Here is a 24,125-nt window from a genome sequence, read left to right as displayed (position 1 = left end):
AGAAATGAAAAAAGCTTTTGTTCTAATCGGACTTTTTATATCAAGTCATTGTTTTGCAACTTACAACCAAGATTTTGAAAAGGAATATTTGAGGATTTTGGATGGAAGCACTGAAAAGCTTTTAAAAGAGCATGAGTTCAATGAGTCTTATAAAGGTCAGGAATTAAGTGAGGCAGAATGGAAAGAAGCAAAAAAGATTCAATGCGATGGGATGAAAGCAGAGTTTGCATTTTATCAACTCGTTACTAGTCGCTTTGACGAATTCGTGGCTTATCAGAAGCAGAATAATTTAGAGATGGTTTATGACGAAAGTAGATACATTCAGGAATTTACTAACTTAAAAAAGATGATGAGTGATCCTGAAAATGAATGTAATTAAGAAATTAATACTTCTGATCCAATTATAAATTTGAGATTTAACAATGTAAGCAGCCAAATGGCTGCTTTTTTTATGCCTTGAGATAAGGCTCAACTTAATCAAACGAGAGGTTTGAACATGTCATTGCCATTTATTGTGGATTCACTGGACCAGATTAAAGAAGAACATCGTGCTTTATATGTTGAGGAGAACGGGAAGTTTCGCCTTGACCTAGAAGGCTACGAAGATCCAAAAGGTCTAAAAACTGCACTTCAAAGCGAGCGTGATGCCGCTAAGACCGCACAACGCGAACTACAACGCCTGCAAAAACAATTTGAAGGTATTGACCCTGAAATTGTTAAAAAGGTTTTCGACCAACTTGATCATGACGAAGAAGCCAAACTAATTGCTGAAGGCAAGGTGAACGAAGTGATTCAGAAACGCACCGAGAAGATGCGTGAAGAGCATGCCCGTTTATTAAATGCAGAAATAACGCGAGCCAACAATGCAGAGGCTTATGCCAATAAGTTTAAGCAATCGGTCGTGCAAGGCCAGATTGTCCAGGCTGCAGTAGAGCTTGAAGCTTTACCCGAAGCGACTGCAGACATTGCATTCCTTGCTCAATCTAAATTCGCTTTAGATGAGGATGGCAAAGCGGTAGCTGTGGATGAATCAGGTGAAGTGGTCATTGGAAAAGATGGCAAAACGCCATTATCACCAAAAGAGTGGGTTGAATCCCTTCGCGAGCAAAAACCTTATTTCTGGCCAAAAGCGAATGGATCTGGTGCACCAGGTAGTAGCAATAACAAAGGTCAGGTCGACATCCTCAAAGCAGATGGTTCAGTGAATCTCACCAAACTTGCGCAATTACGAAATGAAAATCCGCAGCTGGCCAAAGAGCTTGCTGCAAAACACGGTATTAAACTTTAAGGAGAAGGCCACATGGCTGAAACAAAAATTGCTGATGTAATCGTTCCTGAACTATTTACACCATATGTTTTAAATAAGACTGCAGAGAAATCTGCATTATGGCAATCAGGTATTGTCGGTGAACCAGATGTAGAAATCGCTTTTGGTGCCAAAGGTGGCAGCACTGTGAATATTCCGTTCTGGAATGATCTAAGCGGTGAATCAGAAGTGCTATCAGATTCTAAAGCGCTTACAGTAAACAATATTACTTCTGGTCAGGATATTGCCATTCTGCATGCACGTGGTAAGGCGTGGGGAGCAAATGACCTTGCTAAAGCTTTATCGGGTGATGATCCTTTAGGTGCTGTGGGTGATCTGGTTGCTGATTACTGGTCGAGAGAGTTTCAAGGCTTCACCGTAAATACTCTTAAAGGTGTATTTGGTACGGCAAGCATGGAAGAAAATGTTCATGATATTTCGGCAGGTGCCGGAGCCGCTGCAGTCATTGATGGTCATTCATTTGTTGATGCGTCTTATAAGCTTGGTGATGCTGTAGACAAGTTGACGGCGATCTCAATGCATTCAGCAACGATGGCAGCCTTGTCTAAACAAGGTTTGATTGAAACCGTGCGCGATGCTGATGGTGTATTGCTCTATAAAACCTTTATGGATCGTCGTGTCATTGTCGATGATGGCATGCCAGTAGAAGGTGATGTATTCACCTCATTCCTGTTTGGTCAAGGTGCGATTGGCTTCCAGGATATCGGTGCACCAGTAGGCGTGGAAACAGATCGTGACAGTCTAGCTGGTACTGACATTCTAATTAACCGCCGTCATTTTGTATTACATCCCCGTGGGATTAAATGGGCTGGTGCTACAGGTATTGCTCCAAACAATGCTGGTCTTGCTCTCGGTGCTAACTGGGAGCGTGTTTATGATCCTAAACAGATTCGAATTGTGGCATTCAAGCACAAGATCAAATAACTATAGGCGGCTTATACCGCCTTTATCTTTTTGGAGATCCTCACATGGGACTTTCATCATTTAACCGAGCACGAGAACGACAGATGACACAAGAAAAAGTGAATGAACTTGAAGAGCAATTGGCTGGTGTTAAGGGCGAGTTTATTGCCTTCATGAATGATCCTGAAGCAATGACAGCACGAATTGCAGAACTTAATGAAGGTAAGGGAATACCTGATCCTTTAGATGGTCCTAAACCTGGTGATTATGAAAACTGGAAAGTAGATCAAATCAAGGCTCACTTAACCGATCTTGGTATTGAGTTTAAGAACTCAGCCTCTAAGCCTGAATTGATTGCGCTCATTCTTCAGCAACAACAAGGGGAATAAGCAATGAGCTTTATCACTGAACAAGAAGCAATTGATTATGTACAAAGCTTTGATGCTTTATCTGCCAGTGATAAGGCTGATTATTTGCAAAAGGCAGAAGCCTATCTGATCGCCCGAAACGTGAAACTTTATGATGATGTCTCAAAAGTGCCTAAGGCATTAAAGACAGCTTCATATGAGGTCATTAAGGGCATCATGAAAGGCGAGCTCTACCAAGGACAGGAACAGACCTTAAAACGTAAAAAGGTTAAAGCCGATACGGTAGAGTCTGAAAAAGAATATCAGGATGGATCTGTAATGCTGAATGCCACTGAGCAATATATTCTGGATCTGATTAAGCCATTCACCAAGCGTTCTTCAGTATTCTTTACGAGGAAGATCTAATGACACTACGTGATGAACTGCAGGCAGACATTGCCGAGGCATTTAATGAAGATCTGGCTGATGCTGTTCAATCTTTTACGTGTGAGCGGATCATCAGAACAGAATGGGATCCTCTGACTGAAACGCATAAGACGATTAAAGAGAAATATTCTGGCCGTGGGGTTTTGTTTGGCTCATACAATCAATATGAGATCCAGACGTTGGGAGTCTTGGCCACCGATAAAAAGGCGGTTGTTCTGCAGAATGAAGTAACCATGACACCGCAAATTGATGATGAGTGGTTTACACCCTTGGGCAAATTTAGAGTCAAGCATATTCAACAGGATCCAGCGGAAACGATCTGGAAATGTCAGTTGAGAAAGGTTTGAATAGTTGTTCTAATATCTTTTTAAATTAGGGGGGATATATGATAAAAAAATCTTTAGAAGATAAGATTAAGGATATTGCATTTTGGACCATTGTCTTTTTTATCCTTTACACAATCCTTGGATTTCTACTTGAAACAAAATGGTTGAGCGAAATAATAAGTTTGCCAAAAATAAATGAGATTTTAAAAGATAGTTTAACTATTACGGCAACCTTTTTAGCACCTGTAGCCGCTTTTGTTCTTTTTAGTGACTGGCGAGAACAACACAATAAACAAGTCCGAAATGAGTTTGGATTGAAGGTGTTCAGCCAATTCGAAAAGTTCTCAAAAGAAATTGATCATGCTGGTTTTATTTTTACGGAACTAGATTGTTTAATGCCAGATGAGCATCGAGATAAACTAGATCCTAATAGAATGCCACTGGGATTGGATCATCCAATTTTTGAAAAGAATCATAATTTAATTTTAAGTTATTTGAAGCAAATACATGTAATTCAGGAAGAATTTAATACTTTAGTTGATAAGTTTAGGTATTTTGGTGTGGTAACAAACCAGTTAAGACAAATGGAAGGCTGGCTTAAAAATATACTCGAGGAGTTTGGGAATATTTATGATGAGTTGAATGATACTTATAGTGAATACTTACAATTCCTTGAAATTATGGATGAAAAAAATAATCTTTATATAAAACTTAGAAGCCAAATAGAGCGGAAACTTACTTTAAATATACTCCAACAGCTTCAAGAAGGATAATTTTTAACGATTGAAAGTTAATACTGGTTTATAAAAGAAACTAGCTATAAGAAATATCCCACTCCGGTGGGTTTTTTATTGTCCAAAAATTAGGAGGAGTGATGGTAAACTCAAACTATGTACCTGAGTGGTATATGTCACCATTTCGGCATATTCAATATACGCTTGCCCGCAATCAGCTTCACATGGATCTGTTGTTTGATGACATGGAAGAAGCTGATCAGTTTCTTTCGATAGATGGTGCAGCAGCTCAAGTTGATTATTACCAGAAGGGGACCTATGCAGTCGTTCAACTGGGTGATACTTCGGAACGAGATCTAATCGAAGTATATGGACTGCTTTTGCATGAATCGGTGCACGTCTGGCAGCGAATCAGAAAGCTAATGGGAGAGCGTGAGCCGAGTAGTGAATTTGAAGCTTATTAAATTCAAGCGATCGCCCAAAACCTTTTTGAGATGTATCAAGCAAGTGAGGTGAAGTATGGGGTGGAAGGGCAAAAAGCCTACTGAATTCGCCGTACAGATTGTTAGCGACTCTGAAGTGCATGTAAAAAATATTGTTATGGATACTGTTCAGTCCTTGGTTGTATCTAGTCCAGTCGATACGGGTGCTTATCGTGCATCTCACATTGTCTCTATTGGATCTGGTGATTTTGGTGTACGAGGTCCAGAAACAAATGCCAATCAAGACGCAGCAATTCAGGCCGTCAAAATCAAGTTGGGGAATCTGGTCTATATCCAGAACAATCTGCCTTATGCTGAACGCTTAGAAAACGGTTGGTCAGATCAGGCACCGCAGGGCATTTATAGCACGACATTTAACTTCATCTCTCAAAAGTATGGTGGCTAATATGGCTATGACACTTGAACAAGTAAGACAAGTCATCATTACTCGTATGCTGAGCTTCACTGGCATCGATCAAGCGCGAATCCAATATCCCAATGCACCAAGTTTTAAAGTGCCAAAAGATGGCTTATGGTGTCGTTTAACGATAGCAGGCGGATCAAGCTTTATTTCAGGTATTACAGATTTGCCGTGCACGCGGCGTACAGGGAGTATCATGATTCAATGCTTTGCTCGACCACATACTGGAGAAAAAGATATAACTGTTCTAAGTGATGCTTTACTAGGCCACTTTGAGTATTTTTTTAAAGATCATTTGCAGTGCCTACAAGGTCAATCGATTTATGCAGGCAAGGTTAGTGATTTCATACAATACAACATATCAATTTTTTACTCAGTAAATTAAACACAACACAATAATTCTTATCCAATACCACCTCATTGGTGGTTTTTTTATGTCTATAGGAATCACTTATGAGCAATTTTGTTTTTAAGCGCGGTGACACCTTCAATTTAAATCTGCAGCTTGTCGACACAGATGAAGCATTGCAATTTCAACCTGATGACGTGCGCCGTGCAATTGATTTAACTGGATTTGTATTTTCATCTCAAATTAAAACTTTAGCGGATGGAACTGCTGTGGTCGCATTAACTTGCACGGCACTAAATCAGGGAACTCAAAAAGGCTGGCTTAATGTTAAATCGAGCGCCAGTACAGCTTTATGGCCACTTGGATTAGTCCAAATGGATATAAAAGCCGTTGTTGGTGGTGTTATCCAACATTCTGAAACGTTGATATTTCAGGTTATTGATGGAGTTACTGTGTAATGGCCAATCTTGTTTTTAAATTTAATTGGGATCATCGACCTTATCCCTTTAATTATGCACAAGGTAAGCGTCAATTTATGTTGCCTTTTGCATCAGGTATTCCAAACTTAACGCCTGATTGGACTCAAGTTCAGGGATTAAGAGATGCTGCTACTAAAGCTGTTGGTGAACAAGCTGGGAATGTAATGCAAGTTGGGGCATTTGGGTGGGGTGTTGCTTCTCTATTGGGAGCCGCCGGCTCAAGAGAAGCAAATGACAAAAAGGTGAATTGTATGTTTGCAACACCTTCAGAGTGGATCGACTCAGTCTCTCCAGGCGTAGTTGGGTCTAATCAGGGGGTAGGAATAAATTTGGCGGCAGTATCTGGAAATTATTGTGTTCAATTTTGGAATCCGATTCAGTCTTATAATCCTCAAATTAGAGTAAAAAACAACAACGTGTGGGACACTTGGTCAAAAATCTATTGTTCAAGGAATACCGTAGTTGATGCGAACGGTTTTATTAAGGCAGCATCGCCAGTAGTTAAATTATATAGAGACTTTATTGAGCTGAATGATGATGCTGAAGATCAGCCAATTGAGTTTCAGAAAATTGATGCAGGTGATTATCTGCTTAAAGGCTCACTAGGTTTTGCACAAGTGGGTTGGTATATCGAAGTACCAAAAGATGCGAATGGAAATACAGTTATTGCTGTTGTCTTTGACACACTGGAAAGCGGTGATATTTCTATTAAAACCTATAAGCGCAAGTTTGATTTTGAACTTGCTGCAGTTGTTGCTGATCTGGACAATCCGATTGACATTCCAGAAGGTCGCTGGATCGATATCCGCCTACATGAGGAGCCTATTCCAGAGCATTTAATCAATGAAATGGAAGAACATATTTCTGAAACACCTATTGATTTTCAACCGACAAATCTGGCACAGGCAGTAGCTGCAGCAGTGTCTGGTGTTGAACCGCCCGAAATCAATGAAGAATCAATTTAATGGCCCGCTTAATCAGCGGGTTTTTTAATGCCTAAATCTTGGAGAACAATAAATGAGTTCAGGCGCAAAAATCCGATTATATGCTTGTGAAGAAGCAGTACTTGGTACAACTCCAGCAAATCCAGTCTGGTACACCATTCGCCGTGTGTCGGATGGTTTGTCAGAAAACGTATCTACCGAACAAAGCAATGAGGTTGTAGATTCTCGCTTCCGTCAAGGTGCTTCGGTAACAGAAGCCGAGGTTACTGGACAATTAGAGTTTGAATTATCACTAGGTACCTTTGACTTATTCTTGAGTGTTTTGGCTTTCAATAACTGGGCTGCAAATGCAATTAGTTTCGGTGGTGGTGTTCGTAAATCTCTAACGTTAGTAAAAGTATTTGAGGATGTTGGTCAGGTCTTTATCTATCGCGGTGTACAGGTTAATACAGGCGAAATTACCATTCAGACCACAGGCAAGATCACCGGTAACTTTGGTCTGGTTGGTAGTTCATTTACCCGTCAGCAAGTAAATCCAGTGGTAAATCCAGTTGCAGCATCAAGCCGTCCAGTAGTCAGCATGCCAAATGTTGAAAAGTTACTGATTAATGGTCAGTCGATTCAAGGTAAAGCATGTCTACAATCACTCACGCTTTCATTCAACAATAATCTTGAAGCCATTCGCTGTATCGGTTCAGGTAAATACACGCCAGAGTTTTATTTAGAGAAAATGATGGATATTGAGGTAAATGCTTCATTCATGTTCTCGGCAACCTCTGCAGCATGGATTGATGCAATCAAAACCCGTGATGTGTTTACCTTGGGATTTGATATTACTGATAGCAAGGGCAGCAAATACTCACTGAATTTCCCACAATTGGAAGTCATGGAGGCAAATCATCCAGACGGCGGTGGTGATAACATCATCACCGTTGATATTAACTTTGCTCAGGTGCGCACAAGTCCAACCATTGTACGTGCGTTGGTGTAATTCAAAAAATCCAAATATAAAGCCTATGGCATGCCATAGGCTTTTTTATTGCTTAAATTATAGAGGTCGTCATGGCGTTAAAAGTCGGTATCGTAAAAAGTTCAGAAGTTTCTAAATGGTGTCAGTTCAAGAATGCTGCAGGTGAAGTTCAGGCAGAGTTTAAGATTCGTGGAATTGCTTATAAACCCTTTCAAGTAGCCATGGAGCGGGCTGGGAATCAGATCACATCAAAAGGCTATGACGTAATGGCTACAGATCCAACAGACAAGCTCTATCATGAGTTGTTAATGGATGCTTGCGCAGCACATCTGATTGAGGACTGGAAGGGCGTGGTATTTGCTGAGGTGGTTGACGGTAAAACCGCAGAGACTGATATGCCTTATACAGCCGGGAATGCATCAAAGCTATTTAATCTTGGTGACATCGGCATTTCCCTCTGGCTATTCATTAAAACTGAAGCTCAAAAGATCCAAGAAGATGCTGATATGGATAAGGCCGTAATTCTGGGAAAGTCATTGAGCTCTACAAATACCAAAAAACCTATGCGACAAAAACGCCGCACGAAATCGAACAGATCAAATTCTTAGGTGGTCATATTCCTAAACCACCAGAATCATCCTATGCTGCTGAATCAATATTGCTAGCATTCAGAACGATTGCCAGATCCAGACGTTATGAGCAGGGCTTGCCACTATCGATAGACCAGCAAGCGATTAACGTTTATGCCGAACATAATGATCTGCCTGTTGGTCCACATATCTTTAATGATTGCATCTTTGCTTTAGACGATTTGTTTCTTGCAGAAGCTTATAAAAGAGCAAGCCCAAGAATGAGTAAATAAATTTACCATTTGGTAAAAATGTGAAATTTTCATTATACTTTAAAGCAATTTTTCAAGGGGTTGGAAATGATGAATATGATAAAATTTTTGAAAAGCTTTAATACCGTGGGATTTTATTTAACGCTTGCGAGCCTTCTGCTAGCCACGCTTATTTTGTATTTCTATTTTATCAATCCTTAACTCTAATGATCAGTTCTTAATTGCCACCTTAGAGTGGCTTTTTAATGACTTCATTTCAACCATTTGCTAAATTATCACTAATTATCGGGGTAATTTTTATGAAGAAAATTCTATTAATTGGATTAGTTTTAGGTTTGGTTGGATGTGCAACTCCAAAATATAACTATCAAGCAGTACCACAGAATATAAGCAAACCACCTTTAGGTTCTGTCAATCAAGTATTTGTCGGAGACAAAATGCTTGAGCAAGGGATTTTCATAGATCGCGAGGCGTTATACGTACCAAAAGCAGTAAAACATAGTGGTTATACTTTTAATTCAGGATATTACTTAAAAACTGGTGATGATAAAAAAGGTCAGTATTTTCAAGCTATAAATATGATTCCTAATGGTGGGAATGTGCAAAAGAATTTTATAGTAGACCCATTTAGAGCTGTGATGTTGGATGATAAGAATGAAATATGTGTAATAACCGTTTTTAATGCTAAAGCTTGTACTGATGAACATGAAGCAAAGCTTTCTAAAATCGGTATAGCCGCTGACAACTCATTTCAACAAACATTAATCTATAGTGGAAAGGTTGGGAATAAAATAAATATTGGTTACAGAGAGTTTTCGAGCAATATGGCTCGTCCAGCTTTTAATAATGATGTCGAATATGATTTAAATGAATCAAAGCAAATAGGTTATAAAGGTGCATTGCTTGAAATAGTTGATGCAAACAACCAAAATATTACTTATAAAGTTTTGAAAAACTTTAATAAAGTTGATTAGTTTTTAGCTTTTTAAAGAGCTAAAAACTAACTTTAAAACCGCCGAAAGGCGGTTTTTTTATGTCTGAAGGAAAGTCGATATGACCCAAGAATCACGCTTAGTTATTGTGATTGACTCAAAAAATGCTGAACGTAATGCAAAAGCTCTGGCAGAAGAAATGTCGAAAATCACGGAAAGCGGTGATTCTGCATCACAATCTTCTAAGAATATGGGTAAACAGTTTTCTGTAACCAATAACATTGTTCAAAACTTTAATACCAATGTTAACAATGCAAATTCAACAGTCCAAAAATCGGTTGAAGTTACTAAACAAGCGACTCAACAAAATCAGAAATTCTCACAGGAAATTAAAAACACCTCACAAGAATTCGAAAAGCAGGAAAAAGCAATTGATTCCTATGGGAATTCGATCAAATCATTAGCCGTTTTTATGCTTGGGATGGTGGCTGTGAGTGATGCAGTTTCAAGAGCTGATGGCTTCACACAAATGGCGGCTCGTATTCGTAATGCAACCGATAGTGCTGAAGAATATGACCTTGTACAAGGGCGTTTATTCGAATCAACAAAAAGTACTTATCGCGCTTTGAATGAAGCACAAGAAGTTTATCTCGGGCTTGCTGGTGGTATGAAGGCCTTAGGTTATCAAACCAAAGATACACTTGATGTTTCAGATTCACTTTCTTTTTCATTCGTTGCCAATGCCGCACGTGCTGATCAAGCTCAATCAGCAATTGATGCATTTTCTAAATCTATGGCCAAAGGCAAAATTGATGCAGACGCATGGATTTCAATTGTATCTGCTGCGGATAATGTCATTGCGGATATGGCTAAAACTACAGGGAAGTCAGAAGTTGAAATTCGCCAACTTGGTGCAACAGGTAAGATTTCTTTAGAAGATCTCATCAAGACGCTAAAAGCGACCAGAGACTCAAATAAAGATCTTGCAGATGCAATGGAAAACAGCCTTGCTGATGGTCTCACCACACTCTCAAATGCCGTAACCAAGTATGTTGGTGAAATGAACATGGCAATGGGTGTAACGAATAATGCTGCAGGTGTGTTGGGTGTATTTGCCGAGAATATCGATATTGTTATGAATGCGGCAATGGCGGGTGGTCTTGCCTATTTAACCAAGACAATTATTGCAAAAACCATTGCGACTGATAGCGGTATGATATCTACACTCGCAAATCGACAAGCCTCAATAACCAATGCCCAAGCACAATTAGCCGAAGCTACTGCAACAGTAAATGCAGCTAAAGCACATTTAGCGAACGTACAAGCGACGAATGCAGCAACGCAAGCCAAGTATGGTGCAACAGCAGCTGCAACTCGATATGCCCAAGCACAAGCTGCTGTAACCGCGGCTACGAATGCACAAACAGCAGCACAAGGGAGACTTGCTGCGACATCGATGAGCGTTGGTAAGTTGGCAAGTGGTGCATTTGCTTTGATTGGTGGACCAATTGGTGCGATCACTTTAGGTGTTGCTGGATTAACAGCTGCTTATTCGTATTTCAAGAATAAAGCGGATGAGGCAAATAAAATACTTGCTGAGCAGGCTGAGGTTGCCAACAGAACTACCGAAGAACTCAAAAGCTTACAAGGTGCTGCAAAAACCAAAGCCATTGATGACTTAACAACCGCTTTTAAAGCACAGAGTGATGAGTTAAAGAAAACTGAACAAGGTGTTGGATCTGCTTTAATTGAGATACAGAATTACGCCCAAGGAAATGTAGAAGTTACTCGGATCTCTAATCAGGCACGTTTAGGTACCATCAGCTATAAAGAGGCTGTAGAGCAATTAGCAGCTGTGAAATTGCCGCCTACATTAAGAGATGCTCTTAAAGAGCAGATAGACAAATATAATGAGGCCTATGAGGTAGCCGACAAAACCAAAACGGCAGTCAAATTATTTGGTATAGAAGTCCAGTTGACAGGAAACAAGGCTCAAAATGCTGCAATTGAGCAGCAGAAACATACCAATGCGATCAATGAAACCAAGAAAGCTGCGGATGAAGCTGTTCAATCTCTTAGAAAAATGTATGACGATAAATTGTGGGATGTGCAATTTATCGAATCATTGATGAAGAAAGGTTTTAGTGAATCTAAAGCAAATGATTTACTGAAACTTTATAAAGAGTCAATTTCTAAAGGACTTAAGGAGATTGATAAAGAAGCCCTTAACACTCAAGTAAAGACGTGGAAAGCAGAGGATTCAATCAAGTCTATAACAGACAAAAGAACTGAATCATTACGCCAGCAAAATAAGGAGCTAAAACAACAGGAATCTCTTACCAAGCGATTAGTCGGTGTTTCTGGGAATTCAGGTATTGGAACAGGAGCACATCTTGATGTTCGGTATGGTGGTTCGATGTCAGGTCAAAAAGTCAGTAATGAACATCTAGCCCGATTAAAAGCAGCAGATAAACCACTATCTTCATATAAAGTCAGCTCAGATTATGGACCACGAAAAGCCCCAACTAAAGGGGCTTCTTCTTTTCATAAGGGAATTGATTTTGCAATGCCAGTTGGGACACCAATCACAACCAACGTGGCAGTGAAGGATGTCAAAACGGCTTATGATCCCAAAGGTGGAGGGTATTACAGCACGGTAACTTTTGAGGATGGTGTCGTTCTAAAACTTCTACATCAATCGCCAAGCATGCAAAGTAAGGTGAAAGGTGGCTCAAGTAATGGGAGTGATAAGGCAGGAGTTGATATTCAATCACAGCTTGACCGTCAACTAGATGCTCAACGCTCATTAGAAAATGAAGTGGCCAATGAAGTTCAGCGAATCAAGAATAACTTAACTGTTCGACTAGAGGATGTTGATAAAGCTGGGTTCACTCCAGAACGTTCAACTGAGATCAAAGCTGAATTACAACGTCGAGCGGACAATGATATAGCAATCGCTCAACAGGCTTTACGCACTAAACTTGATGATTATAAGGATTTTCAAAAAACTGAGGAGCAGCTATTAAACGAAAGCTTTGCCCGCAAAAAGTTCAATGCCACCCATGACATTGAATTAAGCAAAGCTGAGCTGAAACAGACTGTTGAATTACTGGAACAACAATATCAGCAAGAGTTGGGATTGTTGAAGTTGGCACAAGAGCAGCGCTTGTTCCAAGCTAAATTAGCCTTGTTGTCAGAAACTGAGGCTATGCAAGAACGATATCGGCTTGAACGAGAGGAGATCCAGAAGAATACCAAGCTCAGTAATGATGAGCGCAAAAAAATGATGATGTTCTCTAAAGCCGCTCAGGAACAGGAGATCCGCGACAAAATCATTGGTGTAGTTCAGAACTGGGGTGGTATTCAAGCTGATATGAATGGTACCAGCGATTTCTATCAACAATCTCAGGAGCGTTTCAGTCGTTTAGGTGCTGCTCAGGATCTATTTGATAGCAAATCAGCTGCAGTTGATTACAACGAGCAAGGCGGTTTGGATGCGATTAAAGCTCAGATGGATCAGCAGCTAATTAGTCAGCAAGCATTTGAGGATCAGAAAACGGCAATCATGCAGGCTGCACAGGAACAGCGGAAAATTATAGCTGATGAATATGCTCAAAATGCTAAGGCGATTGAGGACCAATATCAGCAAGATCGTTTAAATACTCAGATCCTGCTCGGTCAGCAGATGATGGGATCTGTAACATCGATGTTCGGCTCAATGTTTGGTGAGCAATCCAAAGCCTATAAAGTAATGTTTGCTGCTGACAAAGCTTATGCGATTGCCGCTTCGGGTATAGCGATTCAACAGGGTATATCGAAAGCGATGGCTTTGGGTTGGCCCGCTAACATTGGCGTCATGGCTCAGGTCATTGCTCAAGGTGCCAGCATTATCGGCAACATTCGTGCAATCAAAGATCAGGGCTTTGCTGACGGTGGTTATACAGGACCTGGGCGTAAATACGATGTCGCTGGATCTGTTCATAAAGGTGAGATCGTATGGTCACAGGAGGACATTAAACGTTGGGGCGGTGTAAATCTAGTTGAGCGTATGCGTAAGAGTGCGAACCCTGAAAACTTCCTCAAAGGCAGTAACAATGCTTCGGATGATGTCATGGGTCGTGCACTGATGAGCTCAAATGCATTTATGGAAAGCCAGAAGAAATCAAATATCTTCAATCAATCAGGAGATGACAAGATTTTGTATAAGGCTAATCAGACTGTAGATACTCCAAAGATCTCTATTGGTTCTGATCTATACCATGATGGAAAAGTGTATTTCTCTCCGAATGGGCTGGTTCAGGATAGATCAAATCTTGAGGATGTGTATGACTTCACTATGGGTAGATCTGCACGCCCTCAGGCTGAGGCGATAGCTTCAACTCAATCCTCAACACCTACGATTAATTTCAAGATTGAAGTTGTGAATCAGGTGAAAGGTGTAGCGGTTGAAGCAGAGCAATTAGATGAAAATACTGTCCGGCTTATTGTTAAGGATGAGTTAGACAGAACTCTTCCACGTGAGGTTCCGAAGATTGTGAGTGATCAAATCAAAGATCCAAGCACACCTATCAGTCGAGCCATTTCAACGAATACGACTGCACGACGTAATCGTTAATTAGATAAAGCCACCTTTCGGGGTGGTTTTTTATCGCCTTTCATTTGACTTGCTCTGTATATGATTGTTTATTAAAAGAACAATTATAAAAGGAGAGATTTATGAGAAGTTTTGTTTTATTGGTAATATCTGTTTTTGTATCTGTTTTTGTATCTGCTGGTGAAATTAATTTAATTAAGGTTTCTAAAAGTGAAAAAAAGCTTTATTTGATCAGTGATGGGAAAGTAGAAAAAGAATTTAATGTAGTTTTTGGAAAGAATCCCAAGGGGCATAAACAACAGGAAGGTGATTTTAAGACACCAGAAGGTAAATATACTATTGACTGGAAAAATCCTAATAGTAAGTATTATCTAGGGTTACACATATCATATCCTAACGAAGCTGATAAGCAATCTGCGGCGAAACGGAAAGTTAAGCCAGGTGGAGACATTATGATACATGGACAGAAAAATGGATTTGGCGGCTTATCATTTATATCTCAAAGATTTAATTGGACAGATGGATGTATTGCACTAACAAATAAAGATATGAAAACTGTCTATGATTCAGTTAAAAAAGATACACCAATTGAAATTAGTCCTTAAAAAAACAGATAAAAGAAAAGCCCTGAGGGGCTTCTTTGCTTGGACTCTAAGAAAGTCCTAGATATGTTGAAATCAAAATAAGCGCACTCGGAAGATTCTCAAGCCCTTCATCTAATAATTTTGTAGTAAGGTGCTTTATACCCTCGGCTGGTAACTCATCGAGTGCAAGGTTCATAGCTCTTTTTTGCTCTTGAGGTAAGTCTGATTGATTAATTCTATTTTCTAAAATTGCTTTTAAAGTGTCTGTTTCAAACTTAATGGTTACAACTCCGAGAATGGCAGAAAGTCCACCATCATCAGCTAGGAAATCCATACCAATATTTGTAATGGTCACACCGCCAAAACTATAAAAACCATCAAGTGAAATTTGTACTGAACCTTTCTCTATTAATCTATTTTGTTCTAAATATTTGAGGTTAGCGGCCAGTTCTTTTTCTTCTAAAGGTTCATAAATTTCATTTAATTCGTGATTTGCTGAGGTTGGGTAACAACTTGCAGCAATATGCAAAATGGAGTTTTGTAGTTTTCTATTTAGCAGCATAAAACATCCTTGGCTGTAAGGGGCTATTTTATATTGTGAGAATTATATTAAAGTCAGTCGGTTTTTTTTGATAAGTCATCATTAGACTCGTAGATCTCTTTTAGAGTTGGGTACTTACTAAATACAGTTTCCATGTATTCATCTTGCTTTCCATGAAGCATTGAATTGAAGTAACCATGAAGTATATCCATCATCTTCATTGATTCAGATAGCTGATTTTGAAGCATGGTAATTTTTATATCTTTAACCAAATCAGAATCAATGCTTGTGTCAAAACTTTTCTCTAGTCTTGCGACCATCTCTGCACTTTGAGAGCGATTATTATATTCAGCAGCTTCTTCTATTTGTTTTTTTAATTCTGGCGGAACACGCAATCTCACAATAGTGTGGTCAGTTTGGTTGCTCATATTTACCTCATGCCACAAAAAGTGGCAAATATATTAATCTATCTATTTACAATACCACAATGTGTGGCTATATTTATTATATGCCACAATTTGTGGCATATGGAGCAGAAATGAAATCTATAAAATTTGTATATATCAAAGGTCGGCTTGATGCTGACTTACACAAGAAGCTGAAAGCGAAAGCTCAGCAAGAAGAACGCTCAATGAATTATTTAATCAATAAAGCAGTTTAGTTAATGGTAAATCAAACTAAAGAGGTAAAAGCATGAATGCAATTATCCCAGTGTTAACTCAATCAATGACAAGTTTAGAAATTTCTGAACTTGTAGAAAAGCGCCATGATAATGTTAAGCGCACGATTGAAACTCTTGTAAACCAAGGTGTTATTACTTCTCCTCAAATTGAGGAAAAGCCTACAGCAGGTCGACCAAGTACATTTTTCGTATTCACAGGTGAACAAGGTAAACGGGACAGCATCATTGTCGTTGCTCAACTTTGCCCAGAGTTCACAGCTCGCTTAGTAGATCGTTGGCAGGAACTAGAAGCTCAAGTTGCTAAACCAATTGATCCAATGAAACTATTGGCAGATCCACATACTTTGCGAAATGCCTTACTGACATATTCAGAAAAAGTAATCGAGCTAGAACAGCAAGTAGAAGTTATGCAGCCAACAGTTGAAGCTTTTGATCGTATTGCGACAGCAGATGGTAGCTTATGCCTAACAGATACAGCGAAAGCATTACAAATGCGACCGAAAGATCTGATCTCATGGCTGAATCAAAAACAGTGGATTTATAAACGTACAGGCTCAGCACATTACTTGGGCTACCAAGAAAAAGTTCAGTCTGGGTACTTAGAACATAAGGTAACCGAAATCACCCGTGGAGATGGCTCAGCTAAAATCACGGAGCAGGTGAGAGTAACCTCAAAGGGGCTGACTAAGCTTTCAAAGCTATTAGGAAATCAAAATGCATAATTCAGGCAATAAAAAAGCCCTCACGAAACTTGCAGGAATCAAAGGGCTTAGCATTGTCATCACATGGAGTAATAAACAACATGAACAGTATGGTACAGATAGGAAGTAAAAATCAAGCCTATGATGCAAGTGATGTTGCAGAAGGCTTTGCATTAGCATACGAGCAAGTTTCCGATATTGCTGCAATGCTTGATGCAATCCAGCATAAGCAAGAGCGAACCATTGAATATGTGGGCAAGGTCTATAACGTTCCTGAATCCGTATTCAAAGAGCTCATTAGGCTTTTTCGAATCACTGAAAGCATGATTCAGGACTCACTTGAGTTTAGTAAAAAGCAGGAAGACCATTACCAAGCCGAAGTAGATAGCAAATCATAAATCATACTTAATCTAATCAAGCCACCTTTCGGGGTGGTTTTTTTATAGTCAAAATTTGTCAATTCGTACCATTTTTTTATCTTATATAACAGTTAAGTAGGTCTGTTTTTTATTTGTTGACGTAAGAGGTTAAACTATTGTTTATTAAAAGAACAATAATCAAAAAATGGTTTAAAAATGAAAAAATCTGTGAATAAAATGTTTGTTGGGGTCTTATTGTCGACTATTGCATTTGGTTGTTTTGGAGGCACAAATACCAACCCCATAGATGAAAAAAACAATCAAGAAGCTGGGAACAAGGTAGAGGAGAAACCTAAAGATCCTGAAAAAACAAATAATCCTTTTCCTGTTGTTGACGATAGCGATGGAAAATCATCATTTATGGGGCTTGGTCTAGGTATTGGGGTTGAACAATACAGACAGGGGAATTATATCGACACTGCTACAACAAATGGTACAGATCGTATCGTGAGTATTGATAAAGAATATAGAACTGTACCAAGTTTGTGGTTTACAGCAAACTGGTCTATGGCTTGGCGAAATTTTGTGAACAAAGAAAAAGACACAATTTGTGGACAGCCAGTAAATGATGGAAATGTAAAGGTTTGCTATGGGGGCTTTGTTGGAGCAAAACTATTCGATGCAAATGCGACTTCAAGTTTATTAAGAGGATTCGCTATAGGTCCACAAGTGACATTCAAAACAAAAAATAGAAGTTATAGTCTCGGCGTTGGCTGGGTTAATCACCAAACTAAAAAACTGGCTTCAGGAATTGAAGATGGCAAGCCATTACCAAGCCAATTTTCTGATATTAAATATCGAGAGCAATCAGAAAATAGTTATATGCTAATGTTTAGTACTAATCTAATTGAAAAATAAAAAAAGTTAGGGAATTAAAATGAAAAAATTTCTTGCATTTAGTGCACTTTTGATCACATCAATGAATGTATTTGCTGAATTTGAAGGTGAGGTTAAGCTCACACCAATTGATTGTGAAAAAGTTGAAAAATGCTTCACTATTGAGTCCATAAAATTTACGGATCCTAATGGTCTAGTTTGGTACGCTGAGGCGGGAACAGAAACTGATGGAGCAACAATACCCAAGGTAATTGAAAAACCAGTAAAAATTTTAGTTCAAAGATTTGAACCAGAGATTATGAAAGCTGTTGTATTACATGATCACTATTGCAGACAACATGTACGAAGTTGGTATCAAACGAATAGAATGTTTTATGATGCATTGCTAGCTTCGAAAGTAGATGTAGCAAAAGCTAAATTAATGTTTGGTGCTGTACTTGTTGGTAGTAATGTTTGGATAAAAAAAATTAAAGGTCAACCATGTAATGGCTACAAAGAGAGTGTATGCGTAAAGTCCTTTGGGGCAATATCTATTGAAACACTCCATGTTGCTAACAAATTAGAACCAGATTCAATTGAGTTCATAAATGATTATATTGAATTAGATCAGACTATTTCATCTAATCCAGACATATCTTTAGAGGAAATCGAAAAAAAAGCTGCGGAACTACGACCTGATATTCTGAATAGTACGCAAAATATAGAGGACTTTGTTGGAAATCAATCTATCTATGAATAATTGAATTAAAACATTTTTTTAATAAAGTTAAAAAATCCGCCGAGTGCGGATTTTTTATTTTATTACCTGAAGGAAAGTTATGTACAAGTTAAAACTTAATCCTCAAACCAATGGTTATGGCGTGACACCAGGTGATGATGTGAAGCGTCAGCAGTTTGATGGTGGTCGTGGCCGCTATTACATCGATGTAAAGCGTAATAGCCATATTGTTGATGTGAATTGGAACTTAAGCAAAGCCGACTTCAATAAGATGATGGCCTTTTGGCGGATCTACCAGACTATGCCAGCTTCATTCTATGCAGATCTGGTAATCGATCAGGGCACACGTCAGCAGTACCAGTGCAACTTTATCCCCAACTCATTCAAGACCAATGAGGTCAATGGTAACTTGTATCGGGTCAATGCCCAGTTGGAGGTAGTACAAAATCAGCGGGATCCGAATGCTGATCAGGCTTTAATTAAAGATTGGGTGGTGTAATGGATCAGGAATACGCAAAGTTTTTTCTCAATCGCACGGTTGATATTTACCAACTGGAGTGTATTGAACTGACACATCCATCTTTTATAAATACCTATCGGGTTGTCCGCAATGATGATCAAGGTGTATATGTGCGCCATCAATCTGATGGCAGTCAACTGTTCTATGAATATCTACCAGCAAAGATTCAGAGATCGGGCATGCTCGGCGATCTGGACCAGTCATTATCGATTTCAATCTCTGGGTTAGGTGATGTGTTGCCTGACGAATTTGAGCGGGTGATGGAGGGTCAATATCCCGACATTAAGCCAACGGTTAATTATCGACTCTACAGCTCAGACAATCTCAATTCACCGATGTATTACCTGCTTGGACTGCAACTCTCAGGTGTGGCCATGGATCACAAAGCGGTAACCTTTAAAGCTGAATCACCACGACTGAATACCGCCAAGACAGGTGATATCTTCTCACTAGATCGCTTCACTGGTCTCAAGGGAGCTTTATGAAAAGTCATGACCATTTACTCGATCGGCAATATGATCAGGAACGTTATAACTGCGTTCACTTTGCCCATGAGGCGGCAATGGATCTATATGAGATAGACCGTGGTGAAGCACTGGAGTTGTTTATGCAGCCTAAGGGCGAAATCACTTTTTTACCATCACGATTGAAATTGTTAAATCCGCTGCCCATGCCCAAGGAGGGCTGTATTGTTGCCTTCCACCCAAGACTAAGAAACAAGCCCCCGCATGTGGGGCTTTTTCGTGGGGGTAAGGTTCTGCATCTAATGGAAGGCGGAGTGTCTTATTTATCTGAACAAGTCGTAATGGCTATGGGGTTTAGTCGGGTCAGTTACTATGATTAAGATTATTTATAAACAAGATCCTTTATCTGAAAAGAAAGTGATTGAACGGGCTGCCACCTTAGGACAATGGTTGACTGCAAAGTATGAGCACATGCCTGAGCATCTGCGTATTTTCTACAATCCAAGCGATATGGAACATGCTGAAATTTCCGTGGCCAATGAAGTCACTCCGAAAAATGCATATGATCTGAAGCAACTGGATTTTCTACCTGGCACATTCATTGTGATTGAAAACCCCAAGGGCATCGCCGCAGTCATTGCAGCAGTGGTTTCTTTGGTGGTTGGGGTTGCTGTCGCTTTATTGATGCCAACGCCTTCGATTGTCCAGACCAACCAAAATAACAATCAATCCTCATCTGCCAATAACGAGCTCTCTAACCGTGAGAACAAGATGCGGGTAAATGGTCGGATTGCTGAGATATTTGGGGCAGTGAACGATACGCCAGACCTGATTGCTGTGCCTTACAAGGTGTATGAGAATAATGTAGAGGTCGAGCATATTGTGGGGTGTATTGGCCGTGGTCATTATCACATCAAAGGCGCGTATGACGGTGAGACCAATATTGTCGATATTGCTGGTGCGTCAATTGAGGTGTATAGCCCTGATATCGACATCGTTCATGGAAATCCGTACTTTTCGATTGGTAGTGAAATTACAACGCCACCTTTGTCCGTGCAACAGCAGAATTCAGTCAATGGTCAGATCCTACGGTCAGCAGATACACAAGTACTTGAAGGCACTAATCACCTGAGATTTGGTTATCCAAATGAGATTTTAAGATCTGCATCAAATTTCACGGATTTAACCACCAAGTTCGTGAGTAATGATCGGGTAGAAATCACTAATAGTGGTTTCTGGTTCAATAACCAGTTTTATCATCTGGATGGTGTCTACAGTGTTTTGTCGGTCGGGTATGACCGTATGACTTTATCTAATCCTGCTGCAGTCAATCTGGGTTGGTGGATACTGAAAGAACTTGCTACTCAGAAAACTGCTGAATTATCACCAAGGATTGTATCTATCGGCGAGAAATGGATTGGGCCATTTGTCCTGGACAATGTTGAGCGTAACCGTGTGCTCTGTAACTTTGTTGCGAGTAATGGTCTTTATGCAGTTTATGAGGGTAATAATCAGGGATATGTGGACGTTACGATTGAAGTTGAAGTTACACCTGTAAATGTAGCAGGCGAGCCATTAGGTAATCCAATGATTCAACGGATCAAAATGAATGGATCCTCTAAATCACGCCAGACTGTGGGTGTCACGCTGGATATGACCACCTTTCAGGGCCGTTGTAGTGTTCGTGCACGCCGTGTGACTGGAGTAATCAATGCGCCCAGTGTTGTGGATGAGGTGAAGTGGCAAGCTCTCTATGGTGCTTTCCCGTTGCAAAGTACACGTTATGAGTTTGAAACGGTTTTTCGCGCTAGAACCTATGCCACCACAGGTGCTTTATCGGTTAAGACGCGGAAGATTAATTTTGATCTGCAGCGAATGCTTCCTTTTTATCAAAATGGAGAAATGACGAAAGAGGTATTTCCAACATCAAGCTTTGCCGATGCTTTAGTCTCTATGGCATTGGATGACAAGATTGGTCGTCGTACCGTTGATGAGTTGGATTTAGAGAATATTTACCGTACTTACTTTGAGATAGTGGATTACTTCGGTACGCCACTTGCCGCTGAGTTCTGTGCAACCATTGATGATACAAACTTATCCTTTGAAGAACTGGTGACCAATCTCTGTGATGCTGTGGGTTGTACGGCTTACCGTCAGAACAACAAACTTAAATTGTATTTTGAACGGCCAACGAATAACTCTGTACTACTGTTCAATTTCAGAAATATTTATCCTGATACTTATCAGAAAGACTTAAGTTTTGGTCTAATGGATGACTATGACGGGCTGATCTACGAGTATACAGATCCTACAGATGACAGTCGTATCAATATCTATTTGCCTGACAAAAGTGCCAAGAATCCTAAAGAAGTGAAATCAGTTGGTGTACGCAATAAGTGGCAAGCCCATTTCAATGCATACCGGCTTTGGAACAAGATGCGCTTTCAACGTAAATCCATCACCTTCGATGCCGCTTCTGAATCAGAACTATTGGTTTTACGGGATCGTATTGCGGTAGCAGATTATCGTAACGGCATTCATCAGAGCGGGGATGTTCTTCAACAAGAGGGCTTAATTCTTACACTCAGTCATGATGTAGATTTTATTGCAGGCAAAAGTTATGTGATCTATCTGCAGATGAGTGATGGAAGTGTGGACCTGATTCCAGTGACCGCTGGTACTGCGAAGAATAAGGTCATTTTAGGTCGATTACCAAACGGCCCGCTTAAGCTAAATCCAGAGGATTACATCAATACCACTTATATCGTGGTCAACGATGATACCAAAGGCTCTTTACCTTATCTGGTGGCCAAGAGAGAGCCCGTGGATCAGATGACCAATAAAATTACAGCGATTAACTATGACGATCGCTATTATCTCAACGATAAAGACTTTACCGATACACCCGTTGACGATACTCCAATCTATATTCGTTACGACCAGTTAGATCTCAATTTGGCGCGGTTATATCAAATGCAAAGAGGTGAGTTGCCAACGGCAGGAGAAATCAATTTTGTGGTAGAGCCTGGTGTCTTGATTTTAAGTTCAAGTGCGTTCCGACCATTGACTGAATTGATCTATAAGCACTGGAATGATCGTCCTTCGATTAAATATATTGTGCCTGAAATGAGAGAGGTTCCTGCAATCGATACGGGTGAATTTCCTCCCAATTTGGTGGTAAATCTGACTGTTAAAGGGGCTGTTGTTGGTCGTGGTGGAGATGGTGGTATTGCACATGCGGCTTATGGTGGTTGGGAGAACGATTACGAAACCAACTTCACTAAAACACGTCGTGATGGTAGTCCGGGTGCACCAGGCTTATTGGTTCGCCATAGCAAGGTGAACTTGATCATTGATGGTGGAATTGTTGCACGTGGTGGCTCAGGTGGTGGGGCAACACCAAGTGGTATTAGTACGAAATATAACTATGCCATTCAAGGTGCTCCAGGTGGCGGTGGTGCACCATTTGGTAGAGTTTTAACTGATGTACCCATTAGCCAAGAAGTGCCTCAATTCAGAAGTTATTTCAATAATAACTATCAAACCGATAAGGTTTCTGATGCCCAAAGAGATATTTCAGGTCGTGGGTATCAAAGGAATAATGGCGATTCTGTAACACCACTTTCTGGTAATGGTGGCGGTTGGGGTCAGCGTGGTACCAAGTCGATTAATGCTGGGGAATGGAACTGGCGGTATCACGGGACACTTGAAGGCGAGCCAGGGCTTGGTGGACCTGCAATCATTGGCATACCACTACTGAACCTACAAATAATCAATGGAGGACAAATTTTACAAACGCTTTAACAGCCTTAATCTTTATATAAGCACCCAAACGGGTGCTTTTTTATTGTCTATCGGAGACAGGAAATGCAAGAACATGCAGCAAGCGCGGTTGAAGCTGCTACAAACACAATCGCAGCAACAGCACCAAAAGTTTCATATGTATCAGCGGGGGCATCAGTGGCAGCGTATGCAGCAAGTATCGATTGGGCAGTATGGTTTTCAGTCTTCATCGGTGTGATTTCATTTTTTACTACGTTGTACTTTAAGCGGCGTGATGATAAGCGAGCACAAGAGATCCATGAATTGCGTAAACAGCAATACGAGCAGACCAAAGATCGTTTAAAAGGGGATATTGATGACAAGTGAACAAACTCGGGCTTATTTGGCCTTTGCATTAGTTGGGCTGATGTTTGTACTGGTGATTGCTTTATTTTTTGTTGATATGCCACGGGAGAACAGCAACCTCATCAATACAGCCTTAGGTTTTATTGCTGGAGCAATGACAACGGCCTGTGGTTTCTACTTTGGTAGTTCGGAGCAGGAAAAGAAAAAAGATAAAGACAGTTAGATATCGCAATCTATAAATAGCCGCCTTAGGGCGGTTTTGTTCAGATCTAATTTTCTAAACATATTATTTTGATTTCAACTCTCTGTATTTCACAAAAATCCAGTGTTAAAAATAAAGAAGTTGTTCAAGTACTAAAGAATAGCTCTTAAGGGCAATTATTTGAATAAACTAAACTTTTAAAGCAACTAAAACATAATTTTAAAGGAGTTTGC

Annotated in this window: 30 protein-coding genes and 1 pseudogene; 29 read left to right on the top strand and 2 right to left on the bottom strand. The window is 40.0% G+C overall.

The features are described 5' to 3' along the window. Positions 1 to 4 precede the first annotated feature (4 nt). From F887_RS08425 to F887_RS08500, 18 genes and pseudogenes are all read left to right on the top strand, one after another. Positions 5 to 379 carry a hypothetical protein gene (locus F887_RS08425; protein WP_005294403.1) on the top strand — a complete coding sequence of 125 codons (375 nt, stop codon included), beginning with the start codon at positions 5 to 7 and terminating at the stop codon, positions 377 to 379. Positions 380 to 496: 117 nt separating this feature from the next. Then, the gene (locus tag F887_RS08430; protein WP_005294400.1) at positions 497 to 1,288 is read left to right on the top strand and encodes a hypothetical protein; all 792 of its coding nucleotides are present in this window, start codon (positions 497 to 499) and stop codon (positions 1,286 to 1,288) included. 12 nt (positions 1,289 to 1,300) lie between these two features. Then, a complete protein-coding gene (locus F887_RS08435; RefSeq protein WP_005294397.1) occupies positions 1,301 to 2,251 on the top strand; it encodes a major capsid protein in 951 nt (316 codons plus the stop codon). A 44-nt stretch (positions 2,252 to 2,295) separates the two neighbouring features. Next, entirely contained in the window at positions 2,296 to 2,619 is a 324-nt protein-coding gene (locus tag F887_RS08440) for a hypothetical protein (RefSeq protein ID WP_005294394.1), read from the top strand. Between the two features lie 3 nt (positions 2,620 to 2,622). Beyond that, positions 2,623 to 3,003, top strand: a complete 381-nt coding sequence (locus F887_RS08445) for a hypothetical protein (protein ID WP_005294391.1) — start codon at positions 2,623 to 2,625, stop codon at positions 3,001 to 3,003. Then, positions 3,003 to 3,371 carry a hypothetical protein gene (locus F887_RS08450; protein ID WP_005294388.1) on the top strand — a complete coding sequence of 123 codons (369 nt, stop codon included), beginning with the start codon at positions 3,003 to 3,005 and terminating at the stop codon, positions 3,369 to 3,371. Before F887_RS08445 ends, F887_RS08450 begins: the two co-directional genes overlap by 1 nt. A 38-nt stretch (positions 3,372 to 3,409) precedes the next feature. Next, on the top strand, positions 3,410 to 4,123 hold the full coding sequence (locus F887_RS08455) for a hypothetical protein (RefSeq protein WP_005294385.1): 714 nt from the start codon (positions 3,410 to 3,412) through the stop codon (positions 4,121 to 4,123). Between the two features lie 101 nt (positions 4,124 to 4,224). Further along, a pseudogene (locus F887_RS0117990) lies at positions 4,225 to 4,632 on the top strand (hypothetical protein). Continuing rightward, positions 4,604 to 4,972: a hypothetical protein gene (locus F887_RS08460; protein ID WP_005294382.1), complete on the top strand. Its 369-nt coding sequence runs from the start codon at positions 4,604 to 4,606 to the stop codon at positions 4,970 to 4,972. Before F887_RS0117990 ends, F887_RS08460 begins: the two are co-directional and overlap by 29 nt. A 1-nt stretch (position 4,973) precedes the next feature. Next, positions 4,974 to 5,372, top strand: a complete 399-nt coding sequence (locus F887_RS08465; RefSeq protein WP_005294379.1) for a hypothetical protein — start codon at positions 4,974 to 4,976, stop codon at positions 5,370 to 5,372. A 68-nt stretch (positions 5,373 to 5,440) separates the two neighbouring features. Then, positions 5,441 to 5,794 carry a hypothetical protein gene (locus F887_RS08470; RefSeq protein WP_005294377.1) on the top strand — a complete coding sequence of 118 codons (354 nt, stop codon included), beginning with the start codon at positions 5,441 to 5,443 and terminating at the stop codon, positions 5,792 to 5,794. Continuing rightward, a complete protein-coding gene (locus tag F887_RS08475; protein WP_005294374.1) occupies positions 5,794 to 6,780 on the top strand; it encodes a phage tail fiber protein in 987 nt (328 codons plus the stop codon). Before F887_RS08470 ends, F887_RS08475 begins: the two co-directional genes overlap by 1 nt. Positions 6,781 to 6,832: 52 nt before the next feature. After that, positions 6,833 to 7,750 carry a phage tail tube protein gene (locus F887_RS08480; protein WP_005294371.1) on the top strand — a complete coding sequence of 306 codons (918 nt, stop codon included), beginning with the start codon at positions 6,833 to 6,835 and terminating at the stop codon, positions 7,748 to 7,750. A gap of 71 nt (positions 7,751 to 7,821) precedes the next feature. Continuing rightward, positions 7,822 to 8,337, top strand: a complete 516-nt coding sequence (locus F887_RS08485; protein WP_005294369.1) for a hypothetical protein — start codon at positions 7,822 to 7,824, stop codon at positions 8,335 to 8,337. 98 nt (positions 8,338 to 8,435) lie between these two features. Then, positions 8,436 to 8,591: a hypothetical protein gene (locus F887_RS18655; protein WP_171067399.1), complete on the top strand. Its 156-nt coding sequence runs from the start codon at positions 8,436 to 8,438 to the stop codon at positions 8,589 to 8,591. A 278-nt stretch (positions 8,592 to 8,869) separates the two neighbouring features. Next, positions 8,870 to 9,544 carry a hypothetical protein gene (locus tag F887_RS08490; protein WP_032863135.1) on the top strand — a complete coding sequence of 225 codons (675 nt, stop codon included), beginning with the start codon at positions 8,870 to 8,872 and terminating at the stop codon, positions 9,542 to 9,544. A gap of 79 nt (positions 9,545 to 9,623) precedes the next feature. Further along, on the top strand, positions 9,624 to 14,117 hold the full coding sequence (locus F887_RS08495; RefSeq protein WP_005294365.1) for a tape measure protein: 4,494 nt from the start codon (positions 9,624 to 9,626) through the stop codon (positions 14,115 to 14,117). Between the two features lie 101 nt (positions 14,118 to 14,218). Continuing rightward, positions 14,219 to 14,701, top strand: a complete 483-nt coding sequence (locus tag F887_RS08500) for a L,D-transpeptidase family protein (RefSeq protein WP_005294362.1) — start codon at positions 14,219 to 14,221, stop codon at positions 14,699 to 14,701. Between the two features lie 46 nt (positions 14,702 to 14,747). On the opposite strand, the gene F887_RS08505 is transcribed toward F887_RS08500, so the two are convergent. Further along, positions 14,748 to 15,242: a hypothetical protein gene (locus F887_RS08505; RefSeq protein ID WP_005294359.1), complete on the bottom strand. Its 495-nt coding sequence runs from the start codon at positions 15,240 to 15,242 to the stop codon at positions 14,748 to 14,750. Positions 15,243 to 15,295: 53 nt separating this feature from the next. After that, positions 15,296 to 15,649, bottom strand: a complete 354-nt coding sequence (locus F887_RS18810) for an Arc family DNA-binding protein (protein ID WP_005294357.1) — start codon at positions 15,647 to 15,649, stop codon at positions 15,296 to 15,298. Positions 15,650 to 15,759: 110 nt separating this feature from the next. Between F887_RS18810 and F887_RS18475 the strand changes: the two genes are divergently transcribed. From F887_RS18475 to F887_RS08555, 11 genes are all read left to right on the top strand, one after another. After that, complete coding sequence (locus tag F887_RS18475; RefSeq protein WP_155757582.1) at positions 15,760 to 15,882, top strand: toxin-antitoxin system HicB family antitoxin; 123 nt, start codon at positions 15,760 to 15,762, stop codon at positions 15,880 to 15,882. Positions 15,883 to 15,914: 32 nt separating this feature from the next. Then, complete coding sequence (locus F887_RS08515) at positions 15,915 to 16,625, top strand: phage antirepressor KilAC domain-containing protein (RefSeq protein ID WP_005294352.1); 711 nt, start codon at positions 15,915 to 15,917, stop codon at positions 16,623 to 16,625. An 80-nt stretch (positions 16,626 to 16,705) separates the two neighbouring features. Further along, positions 16,706 to 17,002, top strand: coding sequence for a hypothetical protein (locus F887_RS08520; RefSeq protein ID WP_005294345.1), 297 nt, complete (start codon positions 16,706 to 16,708; stop codon positions 17,000 to 17,002). A gap of 177 nt (positions 17,003 to 17,179) precedes the next feature. Next, on the top strand, positions 17,180 to 17,881 hold the full coding sequence (locus tag F887_RS08525; RefSeq protein ID WP_005294342.1) for a hypothetical protein: 702 nt from the start codon (positions 17,180 to 17,182) through the stop codon (positions 17,879 to 17,881). Positions 17,882 to 17,900: 19 nt separating this feature from the next. Then, positions 17,901 to 18,599, top strand: a complete 699-nt coding sequence (locus F887_RS18150) for a DUF1353 domain-containing protein (RefSeq protein ID WP_005294339.1) — start codon at positions 17,901 to 17,903, stop codon at positions 18,597 to 18,599. A gap of 79 nt (positions 18,600 to 18,678) precedes the next feature. Next, positions 18,679 to 19,077: a hypothetical protein gene (locus F887_RS08530; protein ID WP_005294335.1), complete on the top strand. Its 399-nt coding sequence runs from the start codon at positions 18,679 to 18,681 to the stop codon at positions 19,075 to 19,077. Continuing rightward, positions 19,077 to 19,583: a DUF1833 family protein gene (locus tag F887_RS08535; RefSeq protein WP_005294332.1), complete on the top strand. Its 507-nt coding sequence runs from the start codon at positions 19,077 to 19,079 to the stop codon at positions 19,581 to 19,583. Before F887_RS08530 ends, F887_RS08535 begins: the two co-directional genes overlap by 1 nt. Beyond that, the gene (locus F887_RS08540; protein WP_005294330.1) at positions 19,580 to 19,942 is read left to right on the top strand and encodes a hypothetical protein; all 363 of its coding nucleotides are present in this window, start codon (positions 19,580 to 19,582) and stop codon (positions 19,940 to 19,942) included. Before F887_RS08535 ends, F887_RS08540 begins: the two co-directional genes overlap by 4 nt. Further along, the gene (locus tag F887_RS08545) at positions 19,935 to 23,366 is read left to right on the top strand and encodes a host specificity factor TipJ family phage tail protein (RefSeq protein ID WP_005294327.1); all 3,432 of its coding nucleotides are present in this window, start codon (positions 19,935 to 19,937) and stop codon (positions 23,364 to 23,366) included. The genes F887_RS08540 and F887_RS08545 overlap by 8 nt, the downstream gene beginning before the upstream one ends. Before the next feature lie 63 nt (positions 23,367 to 23,429). After that, positions 23,430 to 23,711: a phage holin family protein gene (locus F887_RS08550; RefSeq protein WP_005294324.1), complete on the top strand. Its 282-nt coding sequence runs from the start codon at positions 23,430 to 23,432 to the stop codon at positions 23,709 to 23,711. After that, positions 23,701 to 23,913 carry a hypothetical protein gene (locus tag F887_RS08555; RefSeq protein ID WP_005294322.1) on the top strand — a complete coding sequence of 71 codons (213 nt, stop codon included), beginning with the start codon at positions 23,701 to 23,703 and terminating at the stop codon, positions 23,911 to 23,913. Before F887_RS08550 ends, F887_RS08555 begins: the two co-directional genes overlap by 11 nt. Positions 23,914 to 24,125: the final 212 nt, after the last annotated feature.

This window comes from Acinetobacter sp. NIPH 2100, from assembly GCF_000369805.1.
Lineage (GTDB): Bacteria > Pseudomonadota > Gammaproteobacteria > Pseudomonadales > Moraxellaceae > Acinetobacter.
The sequence above is the reverse complement of the archived record's forward strand: the minus strand, read 5'-3'. Positions and strand labels throughout refer to the sequence as shown.